This window comes from Microcoleus sp. w1-18aA5, assembly GCF_036701705.1.
Lineage (GTDB): Bacteria > Cyanobacteriota > Cyanobacteriia > Cyanobacteriales > Microcoleaceae > Microcoleus.
In genome coordinates, this window is record NZ_JAUPTE010000003.1 from 30,878 (window position 1) to 52,158 (window position 21,281).

Sequence of the window (21,281 nt, forward strand, 5' to 3'; positions counted from 1 at the left end):
ATGGTGTGCAGCGCGCACCATACCAATGTCTAAGGAGAAAAATAACATGAGATTTATCAACCCCAAAATTAGATTTGCATTCAATAAAATATTTGGTTCGGCCAAAAATACAGAGCTTCTGATTAGTTTTTTGAATGCTATGCTCTATGAAGGGCAACCCATAATTGAAAGCTTAGAGATCATCGACCCTTATGTTGTCCTCCAAATACTCGGAGCCAAAGATAGCTACTTAGATATTCTAGCAAAACTTAACAACGGCACGTCTATAATTATTGAAATCCAAGTTCTATACGTGCAGACATTGGCTAAGCTAGTTTTGTACAATAGTGCAAAGACTTATGGGACTCAATTAATGATGGGAGAATTGTACAAGGGATTTCAACCTATAATTTCTTTGATGATAGCGGACTTTGAAATGTTTGAGAATTGTCAAGATGTTACTTCACGATTTGTTTTCAAAGAAAAAACTCACCTGTTTGATTATCCCTACAATCAGATTGAGTTGATTTTTGTGGAATTGCCAAAATTCAATAAGAAATTGGAGCAACTGACAACCATTAAAGATAAGTGGATTTACTTTCTCAAACATTGTGGTATTTTAGAAGAAATTCCAGCACAAATGAGTGAAGTTCCGCAAATTCAGAGAGCTTTTGAAATTGCTAAGGAGGGTAATTTGAATTTTCAGGAATCTGATACGTTACAGAAGCAAGAGTTTTTTGTGCACGATATGCAAACTTTGGTTGAGGAAGCCCTAAAAGACGGTCGAAAAGAAGGGCAAGAAGAAGCAAAACAAAAAGGCCAGCAACAAGGACAAGTAAAGTTAATTATGCGTTTGCTGAGTCGCTGTTTAGGTCAACTAGACCCCGACAGTCAAACCAAAATTAGCAAATTGCCCATCCACAAATTAGAAAATCTTGCAGAAGCCCTGTTAGATTTTTCAAACGCCGAAGATTTGACAGCTTGGTTAGAAGCTAATTCTCCAAAAGACTAAGAAATATTAGGTAAATCTCATGCTTGGAATCACACTCAGCAGTCGCTACAGCATTATCCGTCACTTGGGAGGTGGCGGATTTGCTCAAACTTACTTAGCTGAAGATAAGCAGCTACCAGGCAATCACCTCTGCGTCGTCAAGCAGCTTAAACCTCAAGCAACAGATCCCGAAACTCTACAGGTAGCTAGACGTTTATTCGATACGGAAGCACAAGTTTTGTACAAGTTGGGAAATCACGATCGCATTCCCCGACTTTTTGCTTTTTTTGAAGAGAATCAAGAGTTTTATCTAGTTCAAGAATTTATAGAAGGTCACGATTTAAGTCAAGAAATTACGCCCGCTTCTCATGGGAATGCGGGAGTCATGCAGGAAGATCAAGTTATTTGTATATTGCAAGAAATTCTGGAAATTTTAGATTTTGTACACCAGCAAAATGTGATTCACCGCGATGTCAATCCCCGCAATATCCTCCGCAGAGATAGAGACGGAAAATTAGTTTTAATTGACTTCGGCGCCGTCAAAGAAATTACTACTCAAATCACCACGTCTCAGCCCAAAAATAGCTTGAGTGTCAGCATTGGTACTCCCGGTTATATGCCCAGCGAACAAGCTCACGGCAACCCCAAACTCAGCAGCGATATCTATGCCGCAGGTGCGATCGCAATTCAGTTCCTCACTGGCATAAATCCTCACCAAATGCCAAGGAACCCCGATACAGAGGAAATTATTTGGCAGGACAAAACATCAGTCAGTCCTGAATTTGCGAAGATTTTAGATAAGATGGTAAAGTACGATTTTAGGCAACGTTATTCTAGTGCCGGCGAAACGCTGCAAGCTATTAAAGAATTGAAAAATTCTTTCAGCGGTACAGTTCCTGTATTGCCTCCGGTTGCTGCTGCGAATAAGACTGTAAAATCCCGAAAAAAACTGTATTTAAAAATATTGTCGATCGCGAGTTTGATTGGCATCAGTATTATAGCATCTATTTATGGTGTAAACACTTTTAATTCTGCCAATGCAACTGACCTGTACAACCGAGGTAATACTCTTTACAATTTAAGCCGATTTGAAGAAGCTCTGGCCGCTTATGAGCGAGCAATAAATCTCAGGCCTGACTACGCGGAAGTGTGGCAGGAAAAAGCCAAAACTTTGTACAAATTGAAAAAATACCAAGAATCGCAGTCAGCTTATGATAAAGCCATAGAATTAAAGCCGGAATACTTAGAAGCTTGGACGGGACGCGGTTATGCTTTGGATAAATTGCAGCAGTCTCAAGAGGCGATCGCATCTTTTGATAACGCTTTGAAAATCCAGCCCGACTATGCCTCCGCCTGGGAAGGCAGAGGCGATAGTCTGTTAGATTCGCAGCGGTACGAAGAAGCGATCGCCTCCTACGAAAAAGCGGTACAGTTTCAGCCCAATTTGTACGGTGCTTGGTACAATCGGGGACAAGCTTATCAAAAATTAAAACAGTACGATCGAGCCGTAGAATCCTATGAAAAAGCAGTTGAAATTAAATTCGATAATTCTGAAGCTTGGTACAATTTAGGCAATGTTTTCCTCGAATTAAACAAAAACCAAGAAGCTTTTGAAGCCTACGAAAAAGCCGTGCGGTTTCAGCCCAATTTTTATCAAGGCTGGTACAGTAAAGGCATCGCTTTGCTGAAAATGCGGAGGCATGAAGAAGCGGTAGAAGCTTACGAAAAAGCTGTTAAATTAAAACCTGATTATTATCAAGCGTGGTACAATTTAGGTTGGTCATACCACGAATTACGCAAGTACGAACAAGCAATTCAGTGTTACAGCAGAGCCTTAGATTTAAACCCGAAAGAATTTCAAGCGTGGTACAATAGAGGCAATGCTCAGTACAATTTGCAGCGGTACGAAGATGCGATCGTCTCTTACAATGAAGCCGTCTATGTCAAGCCTGACTACTCGGAAGCTTGGTACAGCCACGGCAATGCACTTGTAGCGGTAAAAAGATACGAAGATGCGATCGCCTCCTATGACAAAGCAATTCGCTACAAACCAGATTACGGAGCGGCAATCGAAGCAAAAAAGCGGGCAGAAAGTCAGCTAGGAAGAAGTCCGCTAGAATCCGAACAACAACAATAATTGTTATTAGTTACCTTAAGCGGACTTTGTTTGACAAGAAGCAATTTTAATTGCCAACTTTTATATTTTAGCGAACAGCGGGAGCAATTACGGTAACTCGACGGCTGTCTACTAACATCGGCCAAAAACCTCGATCGCTCAATGCTTTTACCGCATCAGTAGCGGCGTTTTGATCCGTTGTATAAGCGACGAATAAAAAGGGACGCTGGCCGTAGGAAGCTAAGCCTACTTGCGTGCCTAATGCTTGCCTGACTTGGGCGGCTAATTCAGGCTGGTTGAAGTAATCTACTAACACTGCATAACCAGGGCCGAGGGGTTGGGGATTGAAGGCAAGATTGCCCGTTGGAGAATTGGTGATTGGTTCAGAACCTGGTGCTGGCTGAGGGTTGTAGACTGGCAAATTTTGGGGTAGTGCCGCTGCGGGCGATCGTACTACGTAAGCTTGCAATCCGACAACATCTTCGATGTATTTAACCCAATCGCTGGCGATTTGCGAGTCGCGAAAGCCACCAACTCGCGTCACCGTGTCATTGATGTACCGACAAACTGTGTTGTTAGTATTTCCAGGGAAAGAGCGTTTTGCTCTTTCTTGCTGTTCGGGTTTTGGGGTGACAATTAACAGTAGATATTCATCGGACTGGGGCGGTTGGCAGCTCGATTGAGCCTTAACAGAACTCGATAAAATTGTCAATACCAAAAGGGCGATCGAAGTAGCAGAAAATAGGGGAAGAGACAAAATAAATTTGTACAATTTACCCCTAATTGTTGTTAGTTGTTTTGTCGGATATTCTGCTCTTTTATTCATGCTGTCTGTAGGGATGCGAGGGCATCGGGAATAGTTGCTGACGGTGCTTGAAATTCACCTGTCAGTACATATTCTAATCGCAGTTTCAACCAGGTGATGAAGACTGGATCGGTAGAAATAATAGCAGCGGCTGGCTGAGGGCATTTTGCTTTAACTTCTGTCATTGTCGGTGCTTCTATAAAAGCCGGCTGTTTGACCAACCAGAAGTCTATTTGTTTTTCTTGTTCGTTGTAGTTGCGGGTTCTTTCTTTAAACACTTCATCTAGGGCTTCTTCTTCTAGCAAAAAGCGTTGGCTGGCTAAAACGTAGTAGTAGGTTTGCATTTTTCTCGGTTGTTAGGGGTTGACGGTTAGCGGTTAATGCCGCCTGTACCGGCCAGTTTTGCTGGTCAGGGGCGGGTTTGCCGAGTTGCGGTCGTTGGAGAGTTCTAGACTCTTGTGCCGTTTACTTTACCTTATTTGCTGTCATCTTGGGTAGATGCAGAGCAAGTCGCCTCAGAAAAATCTTTGGTGGTTAGTGTTGGGCGAGTTGTGAGAGTTGCGAGAGTTGCTGGTTTTTTGGGGATTTGGGCGATTATTTTTCGGGCTGGTGATTTTCGGGAAAATTTAGGTGACAATAGGAAATTAGATGGAATTGCACGTTAAATAATTACCAATTATTGAGACAATCTGGGGCTGTCAAATCTGATTGGGAGTAGTTTGGATATGAAAACACTTCGGACAGTTTTTAATGGCTAACCCTAAAAAAAGGCTTTCATGGCGATTCGGCGATCGCGCTGCCTACATGAAAATCAAGGGTTTGTGACTACTACCTAAAAACTGTCGTGACTATTGTATTAAAAATGTAAAATGTGTGGATGGATTTGCTATCACCGGAATAGCGATCGCCCCGCTGTCACTTCCCCCATCCCACCAAAAGCGATCGCCCTTCGCCCCTGCTCAAATAAGCTCAACAAATCAGCTAAATTTGTTGCCCACCGAATGCAGCCAAAGGCTAAACTAATCTAAGTTTTACCATAAAATTTTCTCCCCGTTCATGAACATCGCTTATTTAGTTAACCAATATCCCAAAGTCAGCCACAGCTTTGTCCGCAGAGAAGTGCTAGCCGTTGAAAATTGCGGCATGAAAGTCGCACGTTTTTCGATCCGATCGTGCGAGTCAGAACTCGTTGATGAGGCCGACAAACTAGAGCAAGAATTGACTAAAGTAATCTTAGGAGTTGGTGTACAGGGGTTAGCGTGGGGTTTGCTGCGCGTTGCCGCAACTAGACCAATTCGATTCATCGAAGCTGTGCGGTTAATGTTCAAAGTTGGCTGGCACTCGGAACGGGGGATTTTGCTGCATCTAGCTTATTTAGCAGAAGCTTGTATTCTTTTAAATTGGTTTGCAGAATCGGGTACAGCACACGTTCACGCTCACTTCGGGACAAATTCTACAACAGTCGCAATGCTGTGCCGCGTCCTTGGCGGCCCGACTTACAGTTTCACCGTTCACGGTCCGGAAGAATTTGATAAAGCTACACTTCTTTCCTTAGACGAAAAAATTAAACTATCGACCTTTGTAGCAGCAGTTAGTTCCTTCGGTAAAAGTCAGCTTTTTCGGTGGTGCGATCGCACTTTTTGGTCAAAAATTCACGTCATACACTGCGGCGTAGATGCTGCATTTTTAGCTGCACCCTACGTCCCCATACCCGCAGCACCCCGCTTAGCTTGCATTGGCCGGCTCAGCGAACAAAAAGGTCATTTGTTATTGCTAGAAGCTGCTAACTTGCTAGCAGTTCAAGGCTTAGAGTTTAAGTTGGTACTCGTAGGAGACGGGCCACTGCGATCGGATATTGAGAAGCAGATTCAGCAACTCGGCCTGCAAAACCATATAGAAATTACCGGCTGGGCCAGTGGCGATCGAGTTCAGCAAGAGATTTTAGCTTCACGGGCAATGGTATTGCCTAGTTTTGCTGAAGGTTTGCCCGTCGTAATTATGGAAGCCCTCGCTCTCAATCGGCCCGTAATTAGCACCTATGTTGCTGGCATCCCGGAGCTCGTAGAACCCGGTGTTTGCGGTTGGTTAGTTCCTCCCGGTTCCGCAGAAGCATTAGCCGTAGCAATGCGCGCGGTATTGGAAGCACCTGTAGAAAAACTAGAACAAATGGGGAAAACAGGAGCAGAGAGAGTTGCTCAACAACACAATGTTGATTTAGAGGCAAAAAAATTAGTGGCGCTGTTTGAGAGTCCTTGAGAATGGTGCAAAACCTATTGATTAACTGACATCTTGCATCATTATTAAGAAGTCTTTCAAGGGTGGGCATCCTGCCCACCCCACAGGAAAATTAATTGTTTGTGGAACAGGCATCTTGCCTGTTCCTTTAATTAAGCTGTAATTGTTTGTGGAACAGGCATCTTGCCTGTTCCTTTAAATAAAACAACCTACTTACAAACTTTTTAAGGAATAGGAACAGACCGCAACAACTTGTCAACAATCGTCTTAGCCCTTCTTCCCCCCGCCGGAATCAACCGGTGAGAAAGTACGTGTGGCGCCAAATACTTCACATCATCCGGGGTAGCAAAATCCCGGCCCTCCATAAATGCCAAAGCCTGGGATGCCCGGTGCAAAGCCACCGCACCCCGGGGACTCACCCCCAGAGTAATCTCCTCATCCTCTCGCGTCGATCGCACTAAATCTACAATATACTGTTTCAAAGAGGCTTCCACCTTCACACCAGCGCACAAACGACGCAATTCCTGCACTTCTTCCAAAGAAATACAAGGCTGCAAATCTTCAACAGCAAAACTATCAGAAAGCCGTTCCAACATTTGCAACTCTTCCAACGCAGCGGGATAGCCCAAAGTCAAAGACAAAGTAAACCGATCCATCTGGGCTTCCGGTAGGGGAAAAGTGCCTTGATATTCGATCGGGTTCTGAGTCGCAATCACAAAAAACGGCGTCGGAACATTTCGAGAAACTCCATCTACTGTCACCTGCTTTTCTTCCATCACTTCCAGCAAAGCTGACTGAGTTCGTGGCGTCGCCCGATTGATTTCATCGGCAAGCAAAACATTAGCAAAAACTGGCCCGGGCAAAAACTCAAACTCTCCGCTGCGCGGATTCCAAATATTAGTACCGGTGATATCCGTCGGCAACAAATCGGGAGTGCACTGAATCCGCTGAAACTTGCCATCGATCGATCGCGCCAAAGACTTCGCCAGCAGCGTTTTTCCCACACCAGGCACGTCTTCTAGCAGCGCGTGTCCGCCGGAAAGCACCGCTACCAACACCAAGCGAATAGCATCGGCTTTGCCAACAATAGTTTTGCCTAGATTTTGTTTGAGCCGCTCAATATGTTGTCTCATATCCCTGATTTCTAATTGTTAATTGCGAATTGCTAATTGCTAATTGTTGAAAAGATATCAAGATTGCCAAAATCTTGAGTCTTTGCCTTGCGGACTTCGTATTTGTACAACTAGAATTTAGTCTGACTCATCTTGCACCATTTTTAAAAGCGATCGCCTGTTCTAGATCACATAATTATTAGACTTTAGCAGTTAAGAGGCTTCTAGCAATATCGCAATCTGCCTGAATTTGAGTTTTGAGAGCATCCAGAGAAGCGAATTTTTGTTCGGGTCGCAAAAACTCTACCAAACTCGCACTCAAGGTTTGACCATACAAATCCCCAGACCAATCTAACAGGTGAACTTCCACAGTGGGTTGCAGGCCGTCTACTGTCGGGCGGCAGCCAACATTCATCACCCCATTGACAAAAAATAAAGTTGATGCTATTCCGGGGATTAGAGATTTGGCATTTTCCGGCTGATAGGAAGAACTTCGATCTTCCATCTTTTCCCCTCCCTGCTTCACCGAGACTCGCACCGCGTACACGCCAAAACGTGGCAAAAATTTTTCCGGCGGCAGTTCGATATTAGCAGTAGGAAATCCGATCGTCCTACCCAGCCGCTGTCCCCTAACCACAGTCCCGACTAAACTGTAAGGTCGCCCCAGCAACTGATTCGCTCTTGTGAGGTCGCCTGATGCCAGACCTTCGCGGATTGCAGAACTGCTGATCCGATCGCCCTCACCGCAATTGTGCAGGGGTACAAGAGCAACATCAATACCGTAACCAGAGGCGATCGACTGCAAATCCACAGCCGTCCCAGCGCGTCCCCGTCCAAACCGAAAATCCACCCCCACACTAATTCGACTCGCTTTTAGTTGTCGCACCAAAATTTCCTCGACAAACTCAGAAGCAGTCAAAGCCGCCAATTCTCGATCGAACGGCAGCAGCACAAGTTGCTCGACGCCCATTGCTGCGAGCAATTCTACCTTTTCTGCCAGAGGCGTCAGCAGTTTTTTCGGTTGACCCGTAAAGAATTCTTGCGGGTGCGGATCGAATGTCACCACAGTGCTGTAAAGCCGATCGACCCCATCAGAATCGATCCCAGAGAGGCTGTTGCCATCTGCCTTGGGGGCTATCAAACTATCGAAATTATGGCTGCTGCCGGCTCGATCGGGCGGTGCTGCTGAGTCGTTGTAGCAGGTCGCCGGAGGTTCGCTTTCCAAATTTTCATCTCTGCCAGCGTAGGAGCGCAAGTTTGGCCCCGACGCAAGAATCGTCGCAGAATTTTGCTCAGGCGATCGATTTAAAATTGGCTGCACGACTTGTCGATGCCCTAGGTGCAAACCATCAAAGTTTCCCAAGGCAACAGAAGTTGGAGTCAGAGCAGCGGTACAAGAAGAAGTTACCCACACGCTTAAAATTTTGACATACTTAGTGCGATCGCCAGTCGATGTTAGATTTTAGATTTTAGATTTTAGAATTGACTCCACAGATAAATCTGGAAGCTTGAACTTTGGTCTAAACTTTTTGGTTTTCCACGACAGAAGTAAGTGGCACGGTATCCGTCTTTAAGTGAGGTCAATCGGTTTTCGATTTTCGATTTTCGATTTTCGATTGAAGCATTGACTTGCGCGAGATAAATTCGGGGGTTCATTTATCGGATACAGGTTTTTTATTTCTGGGCCATGAGTCTGCTTTCGGAATGAATCCGGGGGCTTGTATCCTAAATGCTTTCGGTCAGACCTCGCTTAAATGTCAGATTTCACCGATCGAGATTTCAGAACCATCTGACAAGCTCAAATCCATCAGACATGAACTTGAGGCGCTTGCACCGACGCTTCAGACAAATCGTTATTAGGAGGCAACAATTGTAACGACAAACCTTCCCGCGCCATCAAACTGTTCGGGAACCTTTGAGCCACTTGTTCTCCCACCCTGTCTAAAAACTCGTCATTGTGCAGCGGATCGTGGTGAAAAATCACCAACTTTTTGACATTAGCAGCCTTTGCTACCTTCACCGCTTCCTGCCAAGTCGAATGTCCCCAGCCGACCTTGCTGCTCTTCTCGGCATAATACTCCTCATCGGTATAAGTAGCATCGTAGATCAGCACCTCAGCATCCTGAGCCAAATGCAGCACATTTTCGTCTAAACGATCGGGAAAATGTTCGGTATCAGTCACGTAAGCAGCCGCATACCCCCGCCAGTTGACGCGGTAGCCTATAGCTTCCCCAGGATGGTTCAGCAAAGCAGTTTCCACCTTAATCTCTCCGATTTCCAGCGGTTTGCCCACTTCTATATCGTTAAATTTCAGGTCTGCCCCCATAATTTGCAGGGGTACCGGAAAATTGGGGTGCAGCATCTGGTCATGGAGGCGCTGCTGGATAGTAGCCTGATTAGGAGCAATAGCCCCATAGATGTGAAAGCAGTTCCCAGGAATAAAAGCTGGGACAAAAAATGGGAATCCTTGAATGTGATCCCAGTGAGAGTGAGTAAAAAACATATGAGCTTTTACGGGCATCTGGGACAGGAGAGTTTGTCCCAAAACCCGCAATCCAGTACCGCCATCGAAAATTAGGCGACTGTCACCCACTCGCATTTCTACACAGGGCGTGTTGCCCCCGTAACGTACTGTTTCTGCCCCGGGAGACGCTATGCTACCTCTAACGCCCCAGAAGTGAACCGTGAATTGGTTTTGCATACTAGACATGGGTTTTCTTGCAAGATTGTTCCGGCGAGTTGGCGAGTTATCGATAAGGTGTTTACATATTACTAAGGGCTTTACCATCAAACCCAAGTTCTTTGACGGTCGAGTTCCCCACTTGTTGGAAGTGCCAAGAGTCTCGCTCATCGCGAGAATGCAAAACTGTTGGGCTTGACAACTGAGCAATAAATTACAAGGTAGACTAATGAAGTCTCGATCGTAACTATTCTTTTCGTCTCTTCACTAGCCTAACCTCCGCAGACACACTTTGGGGCAGTAGTTCTGTATTAGTTTGGTCAAAAGCCGCTGTTTTTCCAGCCTCCGCACTTGGCGAACACGATCGCGCGGTCGGTTGTTTGCCTTGCTGCTTTACGGGTTAGAACGCGGATGATGGGCTTCCTGCTATCTAGTCCGGTCGATCAACCATAATATGCAGATGTCGGGACTTTTATTGCGCCGATATCTGGCTAATATTGCCGATCGGGCGTAAAGACGCCTCTACAAGAATGACGGTTAATTTACCCGACTGGAGATGCTCCGGCCATTTAACCGCTGCCCATGAGCATCAGGGAGTCGTTTTTACCCCGAACCCGGTTTAATTAACTCAACTCCCATTAATAATTCAAAAATCTTAGCAGTTTAGGAATGCTTCTGCTATTAATTATCCGCCAATACTGTCTGGATTCTCGGCCCGCCCGGAGGCTGCGGTTCGTCCCGCAAGCGGTCAAGCTGAACCCAGCCTCATCTGACACCGGGGTAGCAGCGAGAGTCCGGGCCTGCTGGCAAAAGGCTAAATTTTCGTCGTGCATTTCTTGGCGGACGAATTGAATCACTCAAAATTCCCCTATTTTCGGAAATTAAAAAATTTCGATTTTTTGCCATCATGCCAACTCCGATCGCCATTCTGTCTCCAGAGTGATGCAGAAATATTCGCTGTTAACCTCTCGTGATTTTCTCAAAAATCTTCAAGTGCTCTATTTTTGGTAAGGATTTCTCGGAATTCGGCGCAGTTCCGGTACTCGCCACGGGGTTGAATTTCCGGTATCATAGAAGCTTAGAGTCTTATTTGCCGAGAATCTAAATCAGTGCTAAAAAAGCCTGGATAACTTTAAGTTATTTTTCCAAAAAGTCAGTATGAATCAAGTTAAAAAAACTACAACCAAGCTGAATAGATCGCCTGTGAAAGTGTCCGATCGCACTTTAGAACTCGGTAATCTTCCGTTGAGCGACCTGTCTTTAGAAATAACTGATGGTCAAGCTTTGAGAGAATTTAGTTTGGACGATCGCCTGCCGGGAGCCCCAACAGCCACAGACCGCACTGCCGCAACAAGACGCCGGAGGGTAGATGGCAAGAGCGAGTGGGCCCGATCGCCTGTGGTTTCTACTGCGTTTCTCAAATGGCTGCTAGAGAGTTTGACTCGCTCAAAAGGTTGGCTGGGAATTGTCACCCTGGCAGCAGTTTGGGGGTGGTGGAACAGTCAGTTACTGTTTTCCACAGGCCTGGGGATAGCAGCGATGATGCTGGTTTACCGAGGGCAGTCGTGGGACTGGCAATTGCTGCGGGCAAAAGGCGAGCAATTTTGGGATGGCCCGAACCGTCGGTTCGTTTTAGCCGTCGGCACCGGCGGCATTGCTACCTTGGGCGCTTACATGAGTTTGGCGGTTTGGGCGGACTCAAGCAGCCACTGGATGGCTTTGAGCCTAATTTTGCAGAATTTGGGGACGATCGCGATTGCAGGGCTGTTACTGCGGCAAGGGTTGAGTCTGGGGGCCGCAAAAGATGAAGTGGCGCTCGATCGCATCTTGGCGGATTTGACTGATGCTGACCCCGTGAAGCGTTTAATTGCTGTGCGGCAAATGACCGATTTGGTGAATCAGGGTGGGTTTGGTGCTGTGAGCTCTGTCAAAAGTTCGTTAGCAGAGCCCTCGCAGAGGATCGCCCGTTCCCGCGCTGCGGAGTGCTTTCGCCTGATGCTGAGTCGGGAACCAGAAGCTGTAGTCCGCAATGCCCTTCTCGAAGGTTTGCAGACTTGGGACACTACTTATGGCATGGCTTTAAAATCCAAAAATCAAGTCATCGACTATTAGCTGACCATCAAAAGCGTAAAAACTAATTCGATGAATATTCGGAGCTTTTACGCGCAGGGGAGCCCTAGGGGCGATCGGAGAATTAGACCCGACCAGATTGGGCGCAGGCATTTCATCCTGAACAATTGGGTTGCCGTCAATGTCACAAGCAGATAAAACAGTTCGTCGCGAACTGGTGACAAGCCCTGACACCCAGCGAACTGGATACTTAAAAGTTACTTCTATCAGTCCGCTTTTGGGGGCCCCCATTAACACTGTTGCCCCAGAACCAGTGAAAAATGCTGGGTTTGAAGGTTGGATGGCGACGGCATTGCTAAAAGTCACCCCCCAATGTGCAAACTGGTGTTCTACTACTTCAAAGCATTTCAAGTCTTCTAAAGCTACGCGGACGATCGCAGGTACCGTTGTGGCGCGCGATCGCACATCTGAAGCCGCGCCTGAGCGTTCTGGAGTGGCGACCAAAGACTTTTTGCTGTTTAAATCCATGCTTCGATAGGCTGTGTCAAATTCTGCAAACCCGTCTGATTGAAGACTTTTCGCATCAACCATAAAACCCTCGCGATCCCTTTTTCTGAGCAGTTGCATTTTAGTAGACCTCCCTGAGATTAGTTGTTTCTTCTGTTTTGGAATTGATAACGGCGATGCCAGTGATTGCCAAACTTGCAATTAGGAATCGAAACCCCATCGCCCGCCATCCAACAAAGACTTTCGACCTCAAAAGCCACTGCTCCGCAAAATATCGTGATTAATGATTTGTGATTGGCGAGCGTCGGCCAACCTGCCGCCTGCCTGAAAGCGAGTTCTAATATTCCTCCTTTCCGAGCGCCTGCTTTCGGGGTTGGCGAACAGACTCTATTTTGTTGAGGGGTCTCACCCATCATTTTGCTATTATCTCCGATCGGCGCTAGTTTGCAAGGGTAAGGATAACTACACAGCCGAATTGCCCAAATCGCAAAACTTACTTGCTGTCTGTAGTTTCACGCTTCACCTGTACTAAAATAGATTTAAATCATTACTCAATCTTTACAAAAACGCCACCAGCTTTGCAAGTTTTTTAAACAAAGACGGGGCGATGGAAAAGAATCTAAAATATAACAGCGATTAAGGTTAGTTTATGCTTGTACCCCTCGGCTTCGGTCAGCGATCAATAGTTACTTCTCTCGGCAGAATGGTCTACTACACTGCTGAAAAAATGCCTTGGATGGGGTTGCCGACCTCAACTTCGGAAAATAAGAATAAGCCGAACTTAGTATTTTTTCACGGTTTTGGCGGCGGGTCGAGTGCCTACGAATGGTCGAAAGTTTATCCGGCTTTTGCGGCAGAATATCGAATTTTAGCACCGGATTTAATCGGTTGGGGGCGATCGGAACATCCGGCAAGAAATTATCAGGTTCAAGATTATATCACAACTTTGATCGAATTTCTCGAAAAAACTTGCGACAGTCCGACAGAGGTGATTGCTTCTTCGCTAACAGGGGCGATCGCGATTCGAGCTGCGATCGCACGGCCGGATCTCTTCAAATCCCTAATTTTGACCATACCCAGCGGTTTGTCGGACTTCGGACAAGATTACGGCAGCAGTTTCTTCGCTAAGCTAGTCAACACGCCGATATTAGATCGCTTGCTCTACAGTACCGGAATCGCCACAGACGGCGGCATCCGTAGCTTCCTAGAACAACGCCAATTTGCCGATTCGCGTCGCGTTTACCAAGAAATTGTTGATGCTTACCTCCAATCTGCTTTGGAACCAAATGCAGAATATGCCGCCCTGTCTTTTGTGCGGGGAGATTTGTGCTTTGACTTGTCGCTGTACATCACTCAGCTAACAACGCCGACAGCGATTATTTGGGGAGAAAAATCGCAGTTTACCGGGCCCGATATCGGCCAGCGGTTGGCAAATCTCAACCCCGAAGCAATCAAAGTTTTTCAACCTCTGGAAAACGTAGGTTTGACTCCGCAGTTAGAAATTCCCGCTGTTACGATTGGCTTACTTCGGCAATACTTAAAATTGCTTTCGGAAGGGTAAAGAAGGAAGAAGGAAGAAGGAAGAAGCAAGAAGGAAGAAGCAAGAAGGAAGAAGGAATATGAATTCCCTCTTCCCCCTTCCCCATTAGCAATGACTAATGACTAATGACTAATGACTACTGACTACTGACTACTGACTACTGACTACTGACTACTAATTATTCTTTTACTCGCACGTCGATGACGCTGGCGTTGAAAATGTACTTGTTACCTTCAAGCTCTAGCGTGGTGCCAATTTTGACTTTCGTATTACCTAAAACCGGGCCATTTTCAGTAAGTTGACCTTTTCCCTCTAAGGTAAACATCATATTTTTGCTGAAAGCTTCTTCTTCTCTTGGATCGGGGAGAGCTTTCAGAGTGCCGTTGGGCTGAGGAACTGCTAGGGTTCTGGTGAGAGTTTTGACAGATTTGATGGTAATCTGACCGGAGGGTTGATTGCGGATCACCACATTGATTTTATCACCTGTTTTGAACAAATCTTGAACGTTTGTTCCTTTGAGACCGATCGCAATTGCATCAATTTCTACAGGTTTGACACTGGTGCCGACTTGGGCGACGGAACCGCCAGAAGTGCCGGGAAAGAAAAAGATTCCGATTGCAACTAGCAGTACGATCAGAGCCGCACCTACGTCTAGAATGCTGAGTTTGCCGAACAGTCGGCCTTGAGAATCCAAAATTTTCATAATCGCCTATTATACTGATAGCGACAGGAGTATGTTTACAAGCTCAGGACTTACCCAGACATCGATGAAAAACAGATGCTGCTATTGCTGAGCTACCGCTGGCAATGACATACTTTATTGATGCGTAAGTCATGAAGCTAAAAGATATTACCACAACGATCGCCCAAAATCCGCATGACTGGGGCACTTAACCCAGAAGGGAGTTGACAGCGGTTGGTTGGCCTTGGCTCGATCGCCCATAAGCTGGTGGCGCCGTTAAAAATTGACAAAAAGCTAGAATAGCAACTAAGCAGCCTCAAATTACGTCTGCCTATTTAGTGACTTTTCGAGTTTTTCCTACAATTTTATCTAACTTCTGGCACCTATCACTCATGTTAAAAAGTTTTTGGTTGACTTGCCGGCATACTTGTGGCCGGGGGATTTATCTGTTTCTGTCCCTGATTGTGGCTGCGGGTATCTGGGTGGTTTCCCCGGAACCCACTCAAGCATTTTCTTTGCCTGAACTAATTTTTCGCGGCATTCAAGTTATTCAATTGTCGAATATGTCCGATCGCCAAGAGGTGACTATTGGCCGACAAATTAATCAGCAGTTAACGAACAGCGAGTTTAAGATTGACCGAGATCGCGACACTACAGAATATATCAACCGCATCGGTCAACGACTCGCTCAAGAAAGCACTCGCCCAAATATTCCTTATACTTTTCAAGTGATTGACGACGACAATATTAATGCTTTTGCGACAATGGGCGGTTTTGTTTATGTGAATAAAGGTTTGATGACGGCGGCGGACAATGAGGCAGAATTAGCAAGTGTGATCGCCCACGAAATCGCTCACATTAATGCTCGCCACGCAATTAAACAAATGCGTCAAATGGCCATAGCTTCTGGTGTAGCTTCGGCGACAGGGCTCGATCGATCTCAGGCGGTTCAGATTGGGGTGGAATTGGCTTTGCGGCGCCCCCACAGTCGCCAAGCTGAGTATGAGGCGGATCAGTTGGGATTGCAAACTATGGGGCGAGCGGGCTACGCTCAATCTGGGATGGTTGATTTTATGAAAAAGTTGCTCAATAAGCCTTCTCCTCCGAGCATTTTGAGCACTCACCCGGCAACTGGCGATCGCATTGCTGCTATTTCGCAGGCTATAGATCCAGATCTTGCTAGCGGTGAAGGTTTAGATAATGAGGATTACAGGCTAGAGATCCGCAGACTTTTAGGTTCGTAGCAAAGGTAAATCTATCAGGCACTCTCTTCTTTTAGACCTCTTACAGAAATAGCTGGGACGGGCAAGATGCCCATCCCACAAAAAGTTTTTTCTATTGTGGGATGGGCATTTTGCCCGTCCGAAACTTTGCTTAAAAGGACTTTTGCAAGAAGTATTTTCTCTTCTCTTCCCTTCTCTTTTCTTACTTCGCGATCTTCGCGTCTTCGCGGTTCGTTAAAAAATAAATCCAGTTACTAGGGTAAGTCAGCAGCAAATTAATTTCGATTTAATAGATCGGACTTAAGCTGACATACCCTACAACTAAAACTTGATTTAACACTCCTGTGGAACAACAGAATCGATCGCAGGTTCCGGGGGTGCAATCGGCTGCGGCTTCAATTGCCGAACAACTTCGTCAAACGGCAAAATTCGGACTTGATGGTTAAATACATTTACTTGATAAACTCTGCGGTAGCTGAGATCAAATCCTGTCAGCCAGCCGCTTTTGGGATGATAAGCACCCGTGTCAATATCCAACCACCCTTCGCCCCTGACTAATTCGCCCGGTCTAACCCCATGAAAGGTAAAGGTGATCGTGTGACCGGTGATAATTAATTTATTGGGAAAATAGGGTTTCGACATGGTGTGAAATTCCCTGCGAATCCAACACAGTTGTTCGATCGACTGTTCATCGATCGACAGATGGGGGTCAACGCCCGCGTGAACCAGCCAGATGTCCCCTAAGTCCCGGTACGTAGGGAGCGATCGCAGCCACTCTAAGTGTTTGTACGGCATCATCCCTGTATCTCTGTAGCTTGCTACTGTCGCATCGCCGCCACTGTAGAGCCAAGATTGCCACGCTCGCATATCCATCGGCGTCCCCGACAAAGCCTCCAGCATCAGTTGTTCGTGGTTGCCCAACAGAGTTTGGTAGGGGCTTTGCTGCACAAAATCTAATACCTGAGCGCTTTTGGGGCCACGATCGATTAAGTCTCCTAAAAAATAGACGCGATCGTCCAAGCCGGGGGCAAGTGCCTCTAGCAGGGTCATTAAGCCGTCGTAATGCCCGTGTACGTCCCCGATAACAATGCGCCGGTGCTCCATTGTGTTTATCCGCTTCCCTGACTCAAAAGCCCCATCTCTAGCTTATAGCATCTGATTTTGCTGTTATTTGCCTGCCCTCTTTTACGGGGGAGGGGTGTCACCCATTATACTGCTTTTTATAAAGATTCTGTAAAGCTCACCAGTAGCTGTTTGCGTAGCTACTGATAGAAACACAGGCAAGCTGCTAATTCTGCTTCTGCAACTGCTGTTACTGAGGCAAAGCTTTGAGTTATTTCACTCTTTAGGGTGCATCAGCGATTAGCCGACGGATTAAGTCGAAAATAATCCTAGCTGACACACCGTAAAATACGATCGAGCCTTAACAATGGTCACTGAGTCAAAGCTTTGAGAAATGTCTGGAGTTCTGCCAAAAAACCTTTCTTTTTTAAGGGTTTGGCAGGTGTGGTGGAGTCAGGATCGGCGCTTGGGAGAGAACCGGCTAAAATCCGCTCTAAATCGTCTCCGACAGGTTTTTGGGCGGTTTCAGAAATTAGTTCGTATTCGTCGTTTGTTTCCAGCCACACTTGCCAGGATTGGGGGTAGCAGCGGAATAAAGCCGCAGTGTCTAGGGGTCTGATATAGTAGCAGGATTCAATTTTGCTGAGGAATCGATCGCGCAATTGGCGGCCCGCATAGCCTATACCTATGGTGGCAACATCTTCCAGGCGGGGGTTGAGTAGAATTACTGGGCGACCTGCCGCAGCTATATAAATTTTTTCGACTTGGGCAACTTCTACGGCTGCTGGATTGATCAAAAGGAAAAGTTGATCTTCCGGTGCTATTTTATCTTCAACAGGGGTGCGACTACTACCCAAATCAGTGACTTTAAACGGTGTTTCTCCCCAGTCGCGGCGCGCGAGGGCTGCCGCACCGGTGTCGGGAAAAAAGACTTTTACTCCGGGGTAGATTTCCTCAAATTCTGGGAGAAATTGTAAGGTGATAGACTGTGCTTGCAGGGCGATTTCTGGAAATACTAATTCGACTTGCAGTAGAGTTTTGCCGTCCGAGAGGGCAGCGGCGGTGGCAATGCGGGATTGGGCGATTGCCTCGTTGAGATCCTTGGGCAGTTCTGTCATTAATCTTATTGTTTTTACTCGACTTCTCTCTATCTAATTTTACCTGAGATATTGCACCATTCTCAATTACCTGTTCTTGAGCATGGTGCAAGATGTAAGTTTTACCGCCTCAAGCAACAAAAGCTAACACCGACACAGGCGAGCCAGAACCTCCCAAAAGGCGCAATATTCCGATAACTAAAGTGATGTCAGCCGCAGGTAACAAGTCGAGATTTGCCAGATTTTCCAGCACTATTCGCTGCTTTTCCAATACCAATCTGTTAACCGCAAAACTTTCATCTTGCCCGGTATCGACTCCGTGAGTGTCGGTTCCAACTCCCGCAATAGAGCGTTCTTCTAGCAAAAATTGAGTTGCTGCTTTGCTAAATCCGGGAAAGTGGCAAATTCCGCGATCGTCTCGGTTGAAAAATGCTCCCTGATTATCCCATTTTTCTTGCCAGCCAGTATACAATAAAACTAGATTTCCAGGTTCTATAAGTTTGTGCTGCCGTTCCCAATTTAATACATCGTCTATGGTTAAAGTGTAATCTGGATTGGCAAGACTTTGCTCTCGGATATTGATCGCAATTGCCGGCACAACGAGCGACTGCGGGGAATAATTATCAATGCTGGCGCCTCCTACATAAAAGCTGTTGGGTGCGTTGATGTGAGTGCCGCTGTGTTCTCCCATCGATAATTTTCGCAGGAAATACCCGTCTGTTTCTATTTGAGCTACTGTGGTAATTTCTGTCGCTGGATCTCCTGGCCAAATGGGAATATTTGGGTGAATTGCATGGGTTAAGTCTACAATTTTGCTGTAGGCGATAGTTTTTAAGTTATTTGACTTAAAGTTGTTTGTCATCAGGTTAAATATATCTATTATTTATTAAACACAGTTGAGTTTTTTACCTTCTGCGAACTCAATCTAAAATCTAAAATCTAAAATTCGATTAGTCGATCGAGCGTTGCTTCCATCACATCCTTGGTTTGCCCGGAAACAGTATACACCAAAGCTTCTCGATAAACTCTCCCGGCGGGGTGTAGCACACCGTTAGCAGCACCGCTAGAAACTGCAACCGCCGCGTGCCCGCAACGCACCGCTAAATCAATGGCTTGAGCTCGCAGCGCTAATTGTTCTGCTTTCGAGCTATGTTGAGATTGTGAGAAATTCTGTTTTAGCCGATCGAGCTTTTGCTCTAGTTTTTGGCAAGCTGCCGTTATAAAAGGTGAATTCTTAGCAGCCGCTGCTGCTGCAATTACATCCAATCCGGCTCGAATACAGCCAAAAGTAGCCGGAACAAAATTCAGTATATTTTTGCTGTCGTTTTCCGAAATCCAGCCGACAGGTTTAATTGAAATTATTTCCGATTCATCCAGCAACCAATTATCGAGAGTTGCTGTCACAGTATTAGTCGAGTTCATGGCAATTAACTGCAGGATTTCGCTACAAGCTATTTTACCCGATTCGCGTTCAATATTGGCAAAAGGCACTAAACCGAAAACAGCGCGTTCGTCAGGAAGTACCGCAGCTACAATAAACTTTTGAAACAAGCGAAAACCTGTTACCCAAGGAACTTTTCCTAACAGTAAATAGCCCGATTTTGTGGGAGTTGCGGTGACAGCCGGATCGCCCGATCGCCTTAAATGCGAAAACCCAATACCCAACCGTAACTCTTTTTGGGCGATCGCGGGCAAGTATCTGCTTTTTAGCATTTCATTGTCGCTGTTGGCAAGCATCGCAGTTGCGCTGTGGTGCTGAGTTTGCAGGAAAGACAAAGCGCCGGAATATCGAGCCGTCAATTCCTGATATTTGTAAAAAATCTCCGGTGCAACTTCGGCACCGCCCCATTTGTGGGGAACTCGCAACGCTAAGAGCGATCGATCTTCCAATCCCGCAACTGCTGTTTTCAGGGCTTCGGAGTCGCTGTCGATAATTTCCGCGTGGGGTGAAACGCACTTTTGTAGGTAAGTTTCTGTGCTGTTGAGAATATCTTGGGAATCCATTTTTTATAATTATTTTATAGTGAGTTTTACCTTATTTGGGAAAGTTTCATTTCCCACGGATAGGGAGCTATAAAAACCCAGTTACTACGATTTTTGCGACAACTCACGAAAAATCTACGAAGCAACCGGATTTATGAGGTAATTTTATAGTAATTTTTAGTCAAACTTGTGTGGGGCGGAAATTAAACCTCGCCCCCAAACTAATTTATTTCCACACTTTCCAAGGAGCCTTCCCTTCATCCCAAAGTTCGTTTAAATACTTGTACTCTCGAAAAGTATCCATCGCAAAGAAGAACCCCTCATGACGGTAAGCCATCAACTCTCCGTCTGCCGCCAAACGCTGCATCGGCTCTTGTTCTAAAATACAATCATCTCCCCCCAAATACTCAAATACCCGGCGGTTAAATATCATATATCCAACACTGATCCAGCCGTCGATTTGAGGTTTTTCAGTAAATTGAACTACGCTGCTATCGCTGTCTACCTCCAAAATTCCAAAGCGAGAAATCGGACGAAATGTAGTGACAGTGGCCAGCTTCCCGTGAGATTTGTGAAAATCCATCAAGGCGTCAATATCGACATCAGCTACTCCATCGCCGTATGTCACCATGAAATTCTCGCGATCGATATATTTTTCGATCCGTTTTACCCGCCCTCCTGTCATGCTTGCGGCGCCAGTTTCAGCTAGTGTCACTTTAAAATCTTGTTCGAGATGTTCCTCGTGATAAGTGATGGTATTTTGGCGTCCCAGACAGATAGTAAAGTCATTATTCATGGCTTCATAATTGAGGAAATATTCCTTAATCATGTTGCCGCGATAGCCCAAGCACACAATAAAGTTTTGGAAACCATAGTGTGCATAGATCTTCATGATGTGCCAAATAATTGGATGGCCTCCCACCTCAACTAAGGGTTTGGGACGAAATTCTGTTTCTTCTCTGAGACGAGTACCGAGACCGCCAGCTAGGATAACTACTTGCATTTTGTCACATTTTTAAAGATGATAAATTAATTTATCATCAATCATCAGGATTTTTTTCAAAGAATTATTAACATTTTCTCATAGTGAGTGAAGCTTTGTAAACTGCAGAAATCACGAACTCTTATAAATAATTCTAGGGTGCGCGCGACCGCACCGTATATTTAAATGCTGCGCGCAATTTCTAACTAACAGTAGG

Annotated in this window: 20 protein-coding genes; 7 read left to right on the top strand and 13 right to left on the bottom strand. The window is 45.8% G+C overall.

The window, feature by feature from the left end:
- The first annotated feature begins 46 nt into the window (after window positions 1-46).
- A complete protein-coding gene (locus Q5691_RS01845) occupies window positions 47-991 on the top strand; it encodes an Rpn family recombination-promoting nuclease/putative transposase (protein ID WP_333209234.1) in 945 nt (314 codons plus the stop codon).
- A 19-nt stretch (window positions 992-1,010) separates the two neighbouring features.
- A complete protein-coding gene (locus Q5691_RS01850) occupies window positions 1,011-3,107 on the top strand; it encodes a tetratricopeptide repeat protein (RefSeq protein ID WP_333343811.1) in 2,097 nt (698 codons plus the stop codon).
- Window positions 3,108-3,174: 67 nt separating this feature from the next.
- Here the strand turns inward: Q5691_RS01850 and Q5691_RS01855 are convergent, their stop codons facing one another.
- Together Q5691_RS01855 and Q5691_RS01860 are read right to left on the bottom strand one after the other, a co-directional pair.
- Window positions 3,175-3,912, bottom strand: a complete 738-nt coding sequence (locus tag Q5691_RS01855) for a hypothetical protein (protein WP_333209237.1) — start codon at window positions 3,910-3,912, stop codon at window positions 3,175-3,177.
- On the bottom strand, window positions 3,909-4,235 hold the full coding sequence (locus Q5691_RS01860; RefSeq protein ID WP_333209239.1) for an MgPME-cyclase complex family protein: 327 nt from the start codon (window positions 4,233-4,235) through the stop codon (window positions 3,909-3,911). Before Q5691_RS01860 ends, Q5691_RS01855 begins: the two co-directional genes overlap by 4 nt.
- A gap of 114 nt (window positions 4,236-4,349) precedes the next feature.
- Here Q5691_RS01860 and Q5691_RS01865 point away from each other — a divergent pair, with 114 nt between their 5' ends.
- Window positions 4,350-4,556 carry a hypothetical protein gene (locus Q5691_RS01865; RefSeq protein ID WP_333209242.1) on the top strand — a complete coding sequence of 69 codons (207 nt, stop codon included), beginning with the start codon at window positions 4,350-4,352 and terminating at the stop codon, window positions 4,554-4,556.
- Between the two features lie 391 nt (window positions 4,557-4,947).
- The gene (locus tag Q5691_RS01870; protein ID WP_333209246.1) at window positions 4,948-6,147 is read left to right on the top strand and encodes a glycosyltransferase; all 1,200 of its coding nucleotides are present in this window, start codon (window positions 4,948-4,950) and stop codon (window positions 6,145-6,147) included.
- Between the two features lie 203 nt (window positions 6,148-6,350).
- Here the strand turns inward: Q5691_RS01870 and Q5691_RS01875 are convergent, their stop codons facing one another.
- The 4 genes from Q5691_RS01875 to Q5691_RS01890 form a co-directional block, all read right to left on the bottom strand.
- Window positions 6,351-7,259 carry a MoxR family ATPase gene (locus Q5691_RS01875; RefSeq protein WP_333209248.1) on the bottom strand — a complete coding sequence of 303 codons (909 nt, stop codon included), beginning with the start codon at window positions 7,257-7,259 and terminating at the stop codon, window positions 6,351-6,353.
- Window positions 7,260-7,437: 178 nt separating this feature from the next.
- Window positions 7,438-8,652, bottom strand: coding sequence for a bifunctional riboflavin kinase/FAD synthetase (locus tag Q5691_RS01880; protein ID WP_333343812.1), 1,215 nt, complete (start codon window positions 8,650-8,652; stop codon window positions 7,438-7,440).
- A gap of 393 nt (window positions 8,653-9,045) precedes the next feature.
- Entirely contained in the window at window positions 9,046-9,948 is a 903-nt protein-coding gene (locus tag Q5691_RS01885; protein ID WP_333209252.1) for an MBL fold metallo-hydrolase, read from the bottom strand.
- Between the two features lie 608 nt (window positions 9,949-10,556).
- Window positions 10,557-10,775, bottom strand: coding sequence for a hypothetical protein (locus Q5691_RS01890; RefSeq protein ID WP_333343813.1), 219 nt, complete (start codon window positions 10,773-10,775; stop codon window positions 10,557-10,559).
- A gap of 301 nt (window positions 10,776-11,076) precedes the next feature.
- On the opposite strand from Q5691_RS01890, the gene Q5691_RS01895 reads away from it, so the two are divergent.
- Window positions 11,077-12,030, top strand: coding sequence for a hypothetical protein (locus tag Q5691_RS01895; protein ID WP_333209255.1), 954 nt, complete (start codon window positions 11,077-11,079; stop codon window positions 12,028-12,030).
- Here Q5691_RS01895 and Q5691_RS01900 read toward each other — a convergent pair.
- Window positions 11,998-12,579, bottom strand: a complete 582-nt coding sequence (locus Q5691_RS01900) for a hypothetical protein (protein WP_333343814.1) — start codon at window positions 12,577-12,579, stop codon at window positions 11,998-12,000. The two genes, Q5691_RS01895 and Q5691_RS01900, sit on opposite strands and share 33 nt — an antisense overlap.
- 565 nt (window positions 12,580-13,144) lie before the next feature.
- On the opposite strand from Q5691_RS01900, the gene Q5691_RS01905 reads away from it, so the two are divergent.
- Complete coding sequence (locus Q5691_RS01905) at window positions 13,145-14,056, top strand: alpha/beta hydrolase (protein ID WP_333209258.1); 912 nt, start codon at window positions 13,145-13,147, stop codon at window positions 14,054-14,056.
- Between the two features lie 157 nt (window positions 14,057-14,213).
- Here Q5691_RS01905 and Q5691_RS01910 read toward each other — a convergent pair whose 3' ends face one another.
- On the bottom strand, window positions 14,214-14,738 hold the full coding sequence (locus tag Q5691_RS01910; RefSeq protein ID WP_333209260.1) for a DUF4330 domain-containing protein: 525 nt from the start codon (window positions 14,736-14,738) through the stop codon (window positions 14,214-14,216).
- A 371-nt stretch (window positions 14,739-15,109) separates the two neighbouring features.
- Here Q5691_RS01910 and Q5691_RS01915 point away from each other — a divergent pair, with 371 nt between their 5' ends.
- The gene (locus Q5691_RS01915) at window positions 15,110-15,961 is read left to right on the top strand and encodes a M48 family metallopeptidase (RefSeq protein ID WP_333209261.1); all 852 of its coding nucleotides are present in this window, start codon (window positions 15,110-15,112) and stop codon (window positions 15,959-15,961) included.
- A gap of 312 nt (window positions 15,962-16,273) precedes the next feature.
- Here the strand turns inward: Q5691_RS01915 and Q5691_RS01920 are convergent, their stop codons facing one another.
- The 5 genes from Q5691_RS01920 to rfbF all read right to left on the bottom strand — a co-directional run bounded on the left by Q5691_RS01920 (window position 16,274) and on the right by rfbF (window position 21,085).
- Window positions 16,274-17,044: a metallophosphoesterase family protein gene (locus Q5691_RS01920; protein ID WP_333209263.1), complete on the bottom strand. Its 771-nt coding sequence runs from the start codon at window positions 17,042-17,044 to the stop codon at window positions 16,274-16,276.
- A gap of 329 nt (window positions 17,045-17,373) precedes the next feature.
- Window positions 17,374-18,120, bottom strand: coding sequence for a DUF1995 family protein (locus tag Q5691_RS01925; protein ID WP_333209265.1), 747 nt, complete (start codon window positions 18,118-18,120; stop codon window positions 17,374-17,376).
- A gap of 109 nt (window positions 18,121-18,229) precedes the next feature.
- Complete coding sequence (locus Q5691_RS01930) at window positions 18,230-18,961, bottom strand: cyclase family protein (protein WP_333209266.1); 732 nt, start codon at window positions 18,959-18,961, stop codon at window positions 18,230-18,232.
- Window positions 18,962-19,038: 77 nt separating this feature from the next.
- Window positions 19,039-20,103, bottom strand: coding sequence for an acyl-CoA dehydrogenase family protein (locus Q5691_RS01935; RefSeq protein WP_333209267.1), 1,065 nt, complete (start codon window positions 20,101-20,103; stop codon window positions 19,039-19,041).
- 205 nt (window positions 20,104-20,308) lie between these two features.
- Window positions 20,309-21,085, bottom strand: coding sequence for a glucose-1-phosphate cytidylyltransferase (rfbF, locus tag Q5691_RS01940; protein ID WP_333209269.1), 777 nt, complete (start codon window positions 21,083-21,085; stop codon window positions 20,309-20,311).
- Between the last annotated feature and the right edge of the window lie 196 nt (window positions 21,086-21,281).

Excerpts from the sequence above, each read along its gene's own strand:
- Q5691_RS01900 (WP_333343814.1), bottom strand. The coding sequence starts at position 12,579 with ATGGTTGATGCGAAAAGTCTTCAATCAGACGGGTTTGCAGAATTTGAC.
- Q5691_RS01895 (WP_333209255.1), top strand. The coding sequence starts at position 11,077 with ATGAATCAAGTTAAAAAAACTACAACCAAGCTGAATAGATCGCCTGTG.
- rfbF (WP_333209269.1), bottom strand. The coding sequence starts at position 21,085 with ATGCAAGTAGTTATCCTAGCTGGCGGTCTCGGTACTCGTCTCAGAGAA.
- Q5691_RS01910 (WP_333209260.1), bottom strand. The coding sequence starts at position 14,738 with ATGAAAATTTTGGATTCTCAAGGCCGACTGTTCGGCAAACTCAGCATT.
- Q5691_RS01920 (WP_333209263.1), bottom strand. The coding sequence starts at position 17,044 with ATGGAGCACCGGCGCATTGTTATCGGGGACGTACACGGGCATTACGAC.
- Q5691_RS01925 (WP_333209265.1), bottom strand. The coding sequence starts at position 18,120 with ATGACAGAACTGCCCAAGGATCTCAACGAGGCAATCGCCCAATCCCGC.
- Q5691_RS01930 (WP_333209266.1), bottom strand. The coding sequence starts at position 18,961 with ATGACAAACAACTTTAAGTCAAATAACTTAAAAACTATCGCCTACAGC.
- Q5691_RS01855 (WP_333209237.1), bottom strand. The coding sequence starts at position 3,912 with ATGAATAAAAGAGCAGAATATCCGACAAAACAACTAACAACAATTAGG.
- Q5691_RS01885 (WP_333209252.1), bottom strand. The coding sequence starts at position 9,948 with ATGTCTAGTATGCAAAACCAATTCACGGTTCACTTCTGGGGCGTTAGA.
- Q5691_RS01870 (WP_333209246.1), top strand. The coding sequence starts at position 4,948 with ATGAACATCGCTTATTTAGTTAACCAATATCCCAAAGTCAGCCACAGC.
- Q5691_RS01875 (WP_333209248.1), bottom strand. The coding sequence starts at position 7,259 with ATGAGACAACATATTGAGCGGCTCAAACAAAATCTAGGCAAAACTATT.
- Q5691_RS01935 (WP_333209267.1), bottom strand. The coding sequence starts at position 20,103 with ATGGATTCCCAAGATATTCTCAACAGCACAGAAACTTACCTACAAAAG.
- Q5691_RS01850 (WP_333343811.1), top strand. The coding sequence starts at position 1,011 with ATGCTTGGAATCACACTCAGCAGTCGCTACAGCATTATCCGTCACTTG.
- Q5691_RS01905 (WP_333209258.1), top strand. The coding sequence starts at position 13,145 with ATGCTTGTACCCCTCGGCTTCGGTCAGCGATCAATAGTTACTTCTCTC.
- Q5691_RS01915 (WP_333209261.1), top strand. The coding sequence starts at position 15,110 with ATGTTAAAAAGTTTTTGGTTGACTTGCCGGCATACTTGTGGCCGGGGG.
- Q5691_RS01860 (WP_333209239.1), bottom strand. The coding sequence starts at position 4,235 with ATGCAAACCTACTACTACGTTTTAGCCAGCCAACGCTTTTTGCTAGAA.
- Q5691_RS01845 (WP_333209234.1), top strand. The coding sequence starts at position 47 with ATGAGATTTATCAACCCCAAAATTAGATTTGCATTCAATAAAATATTT.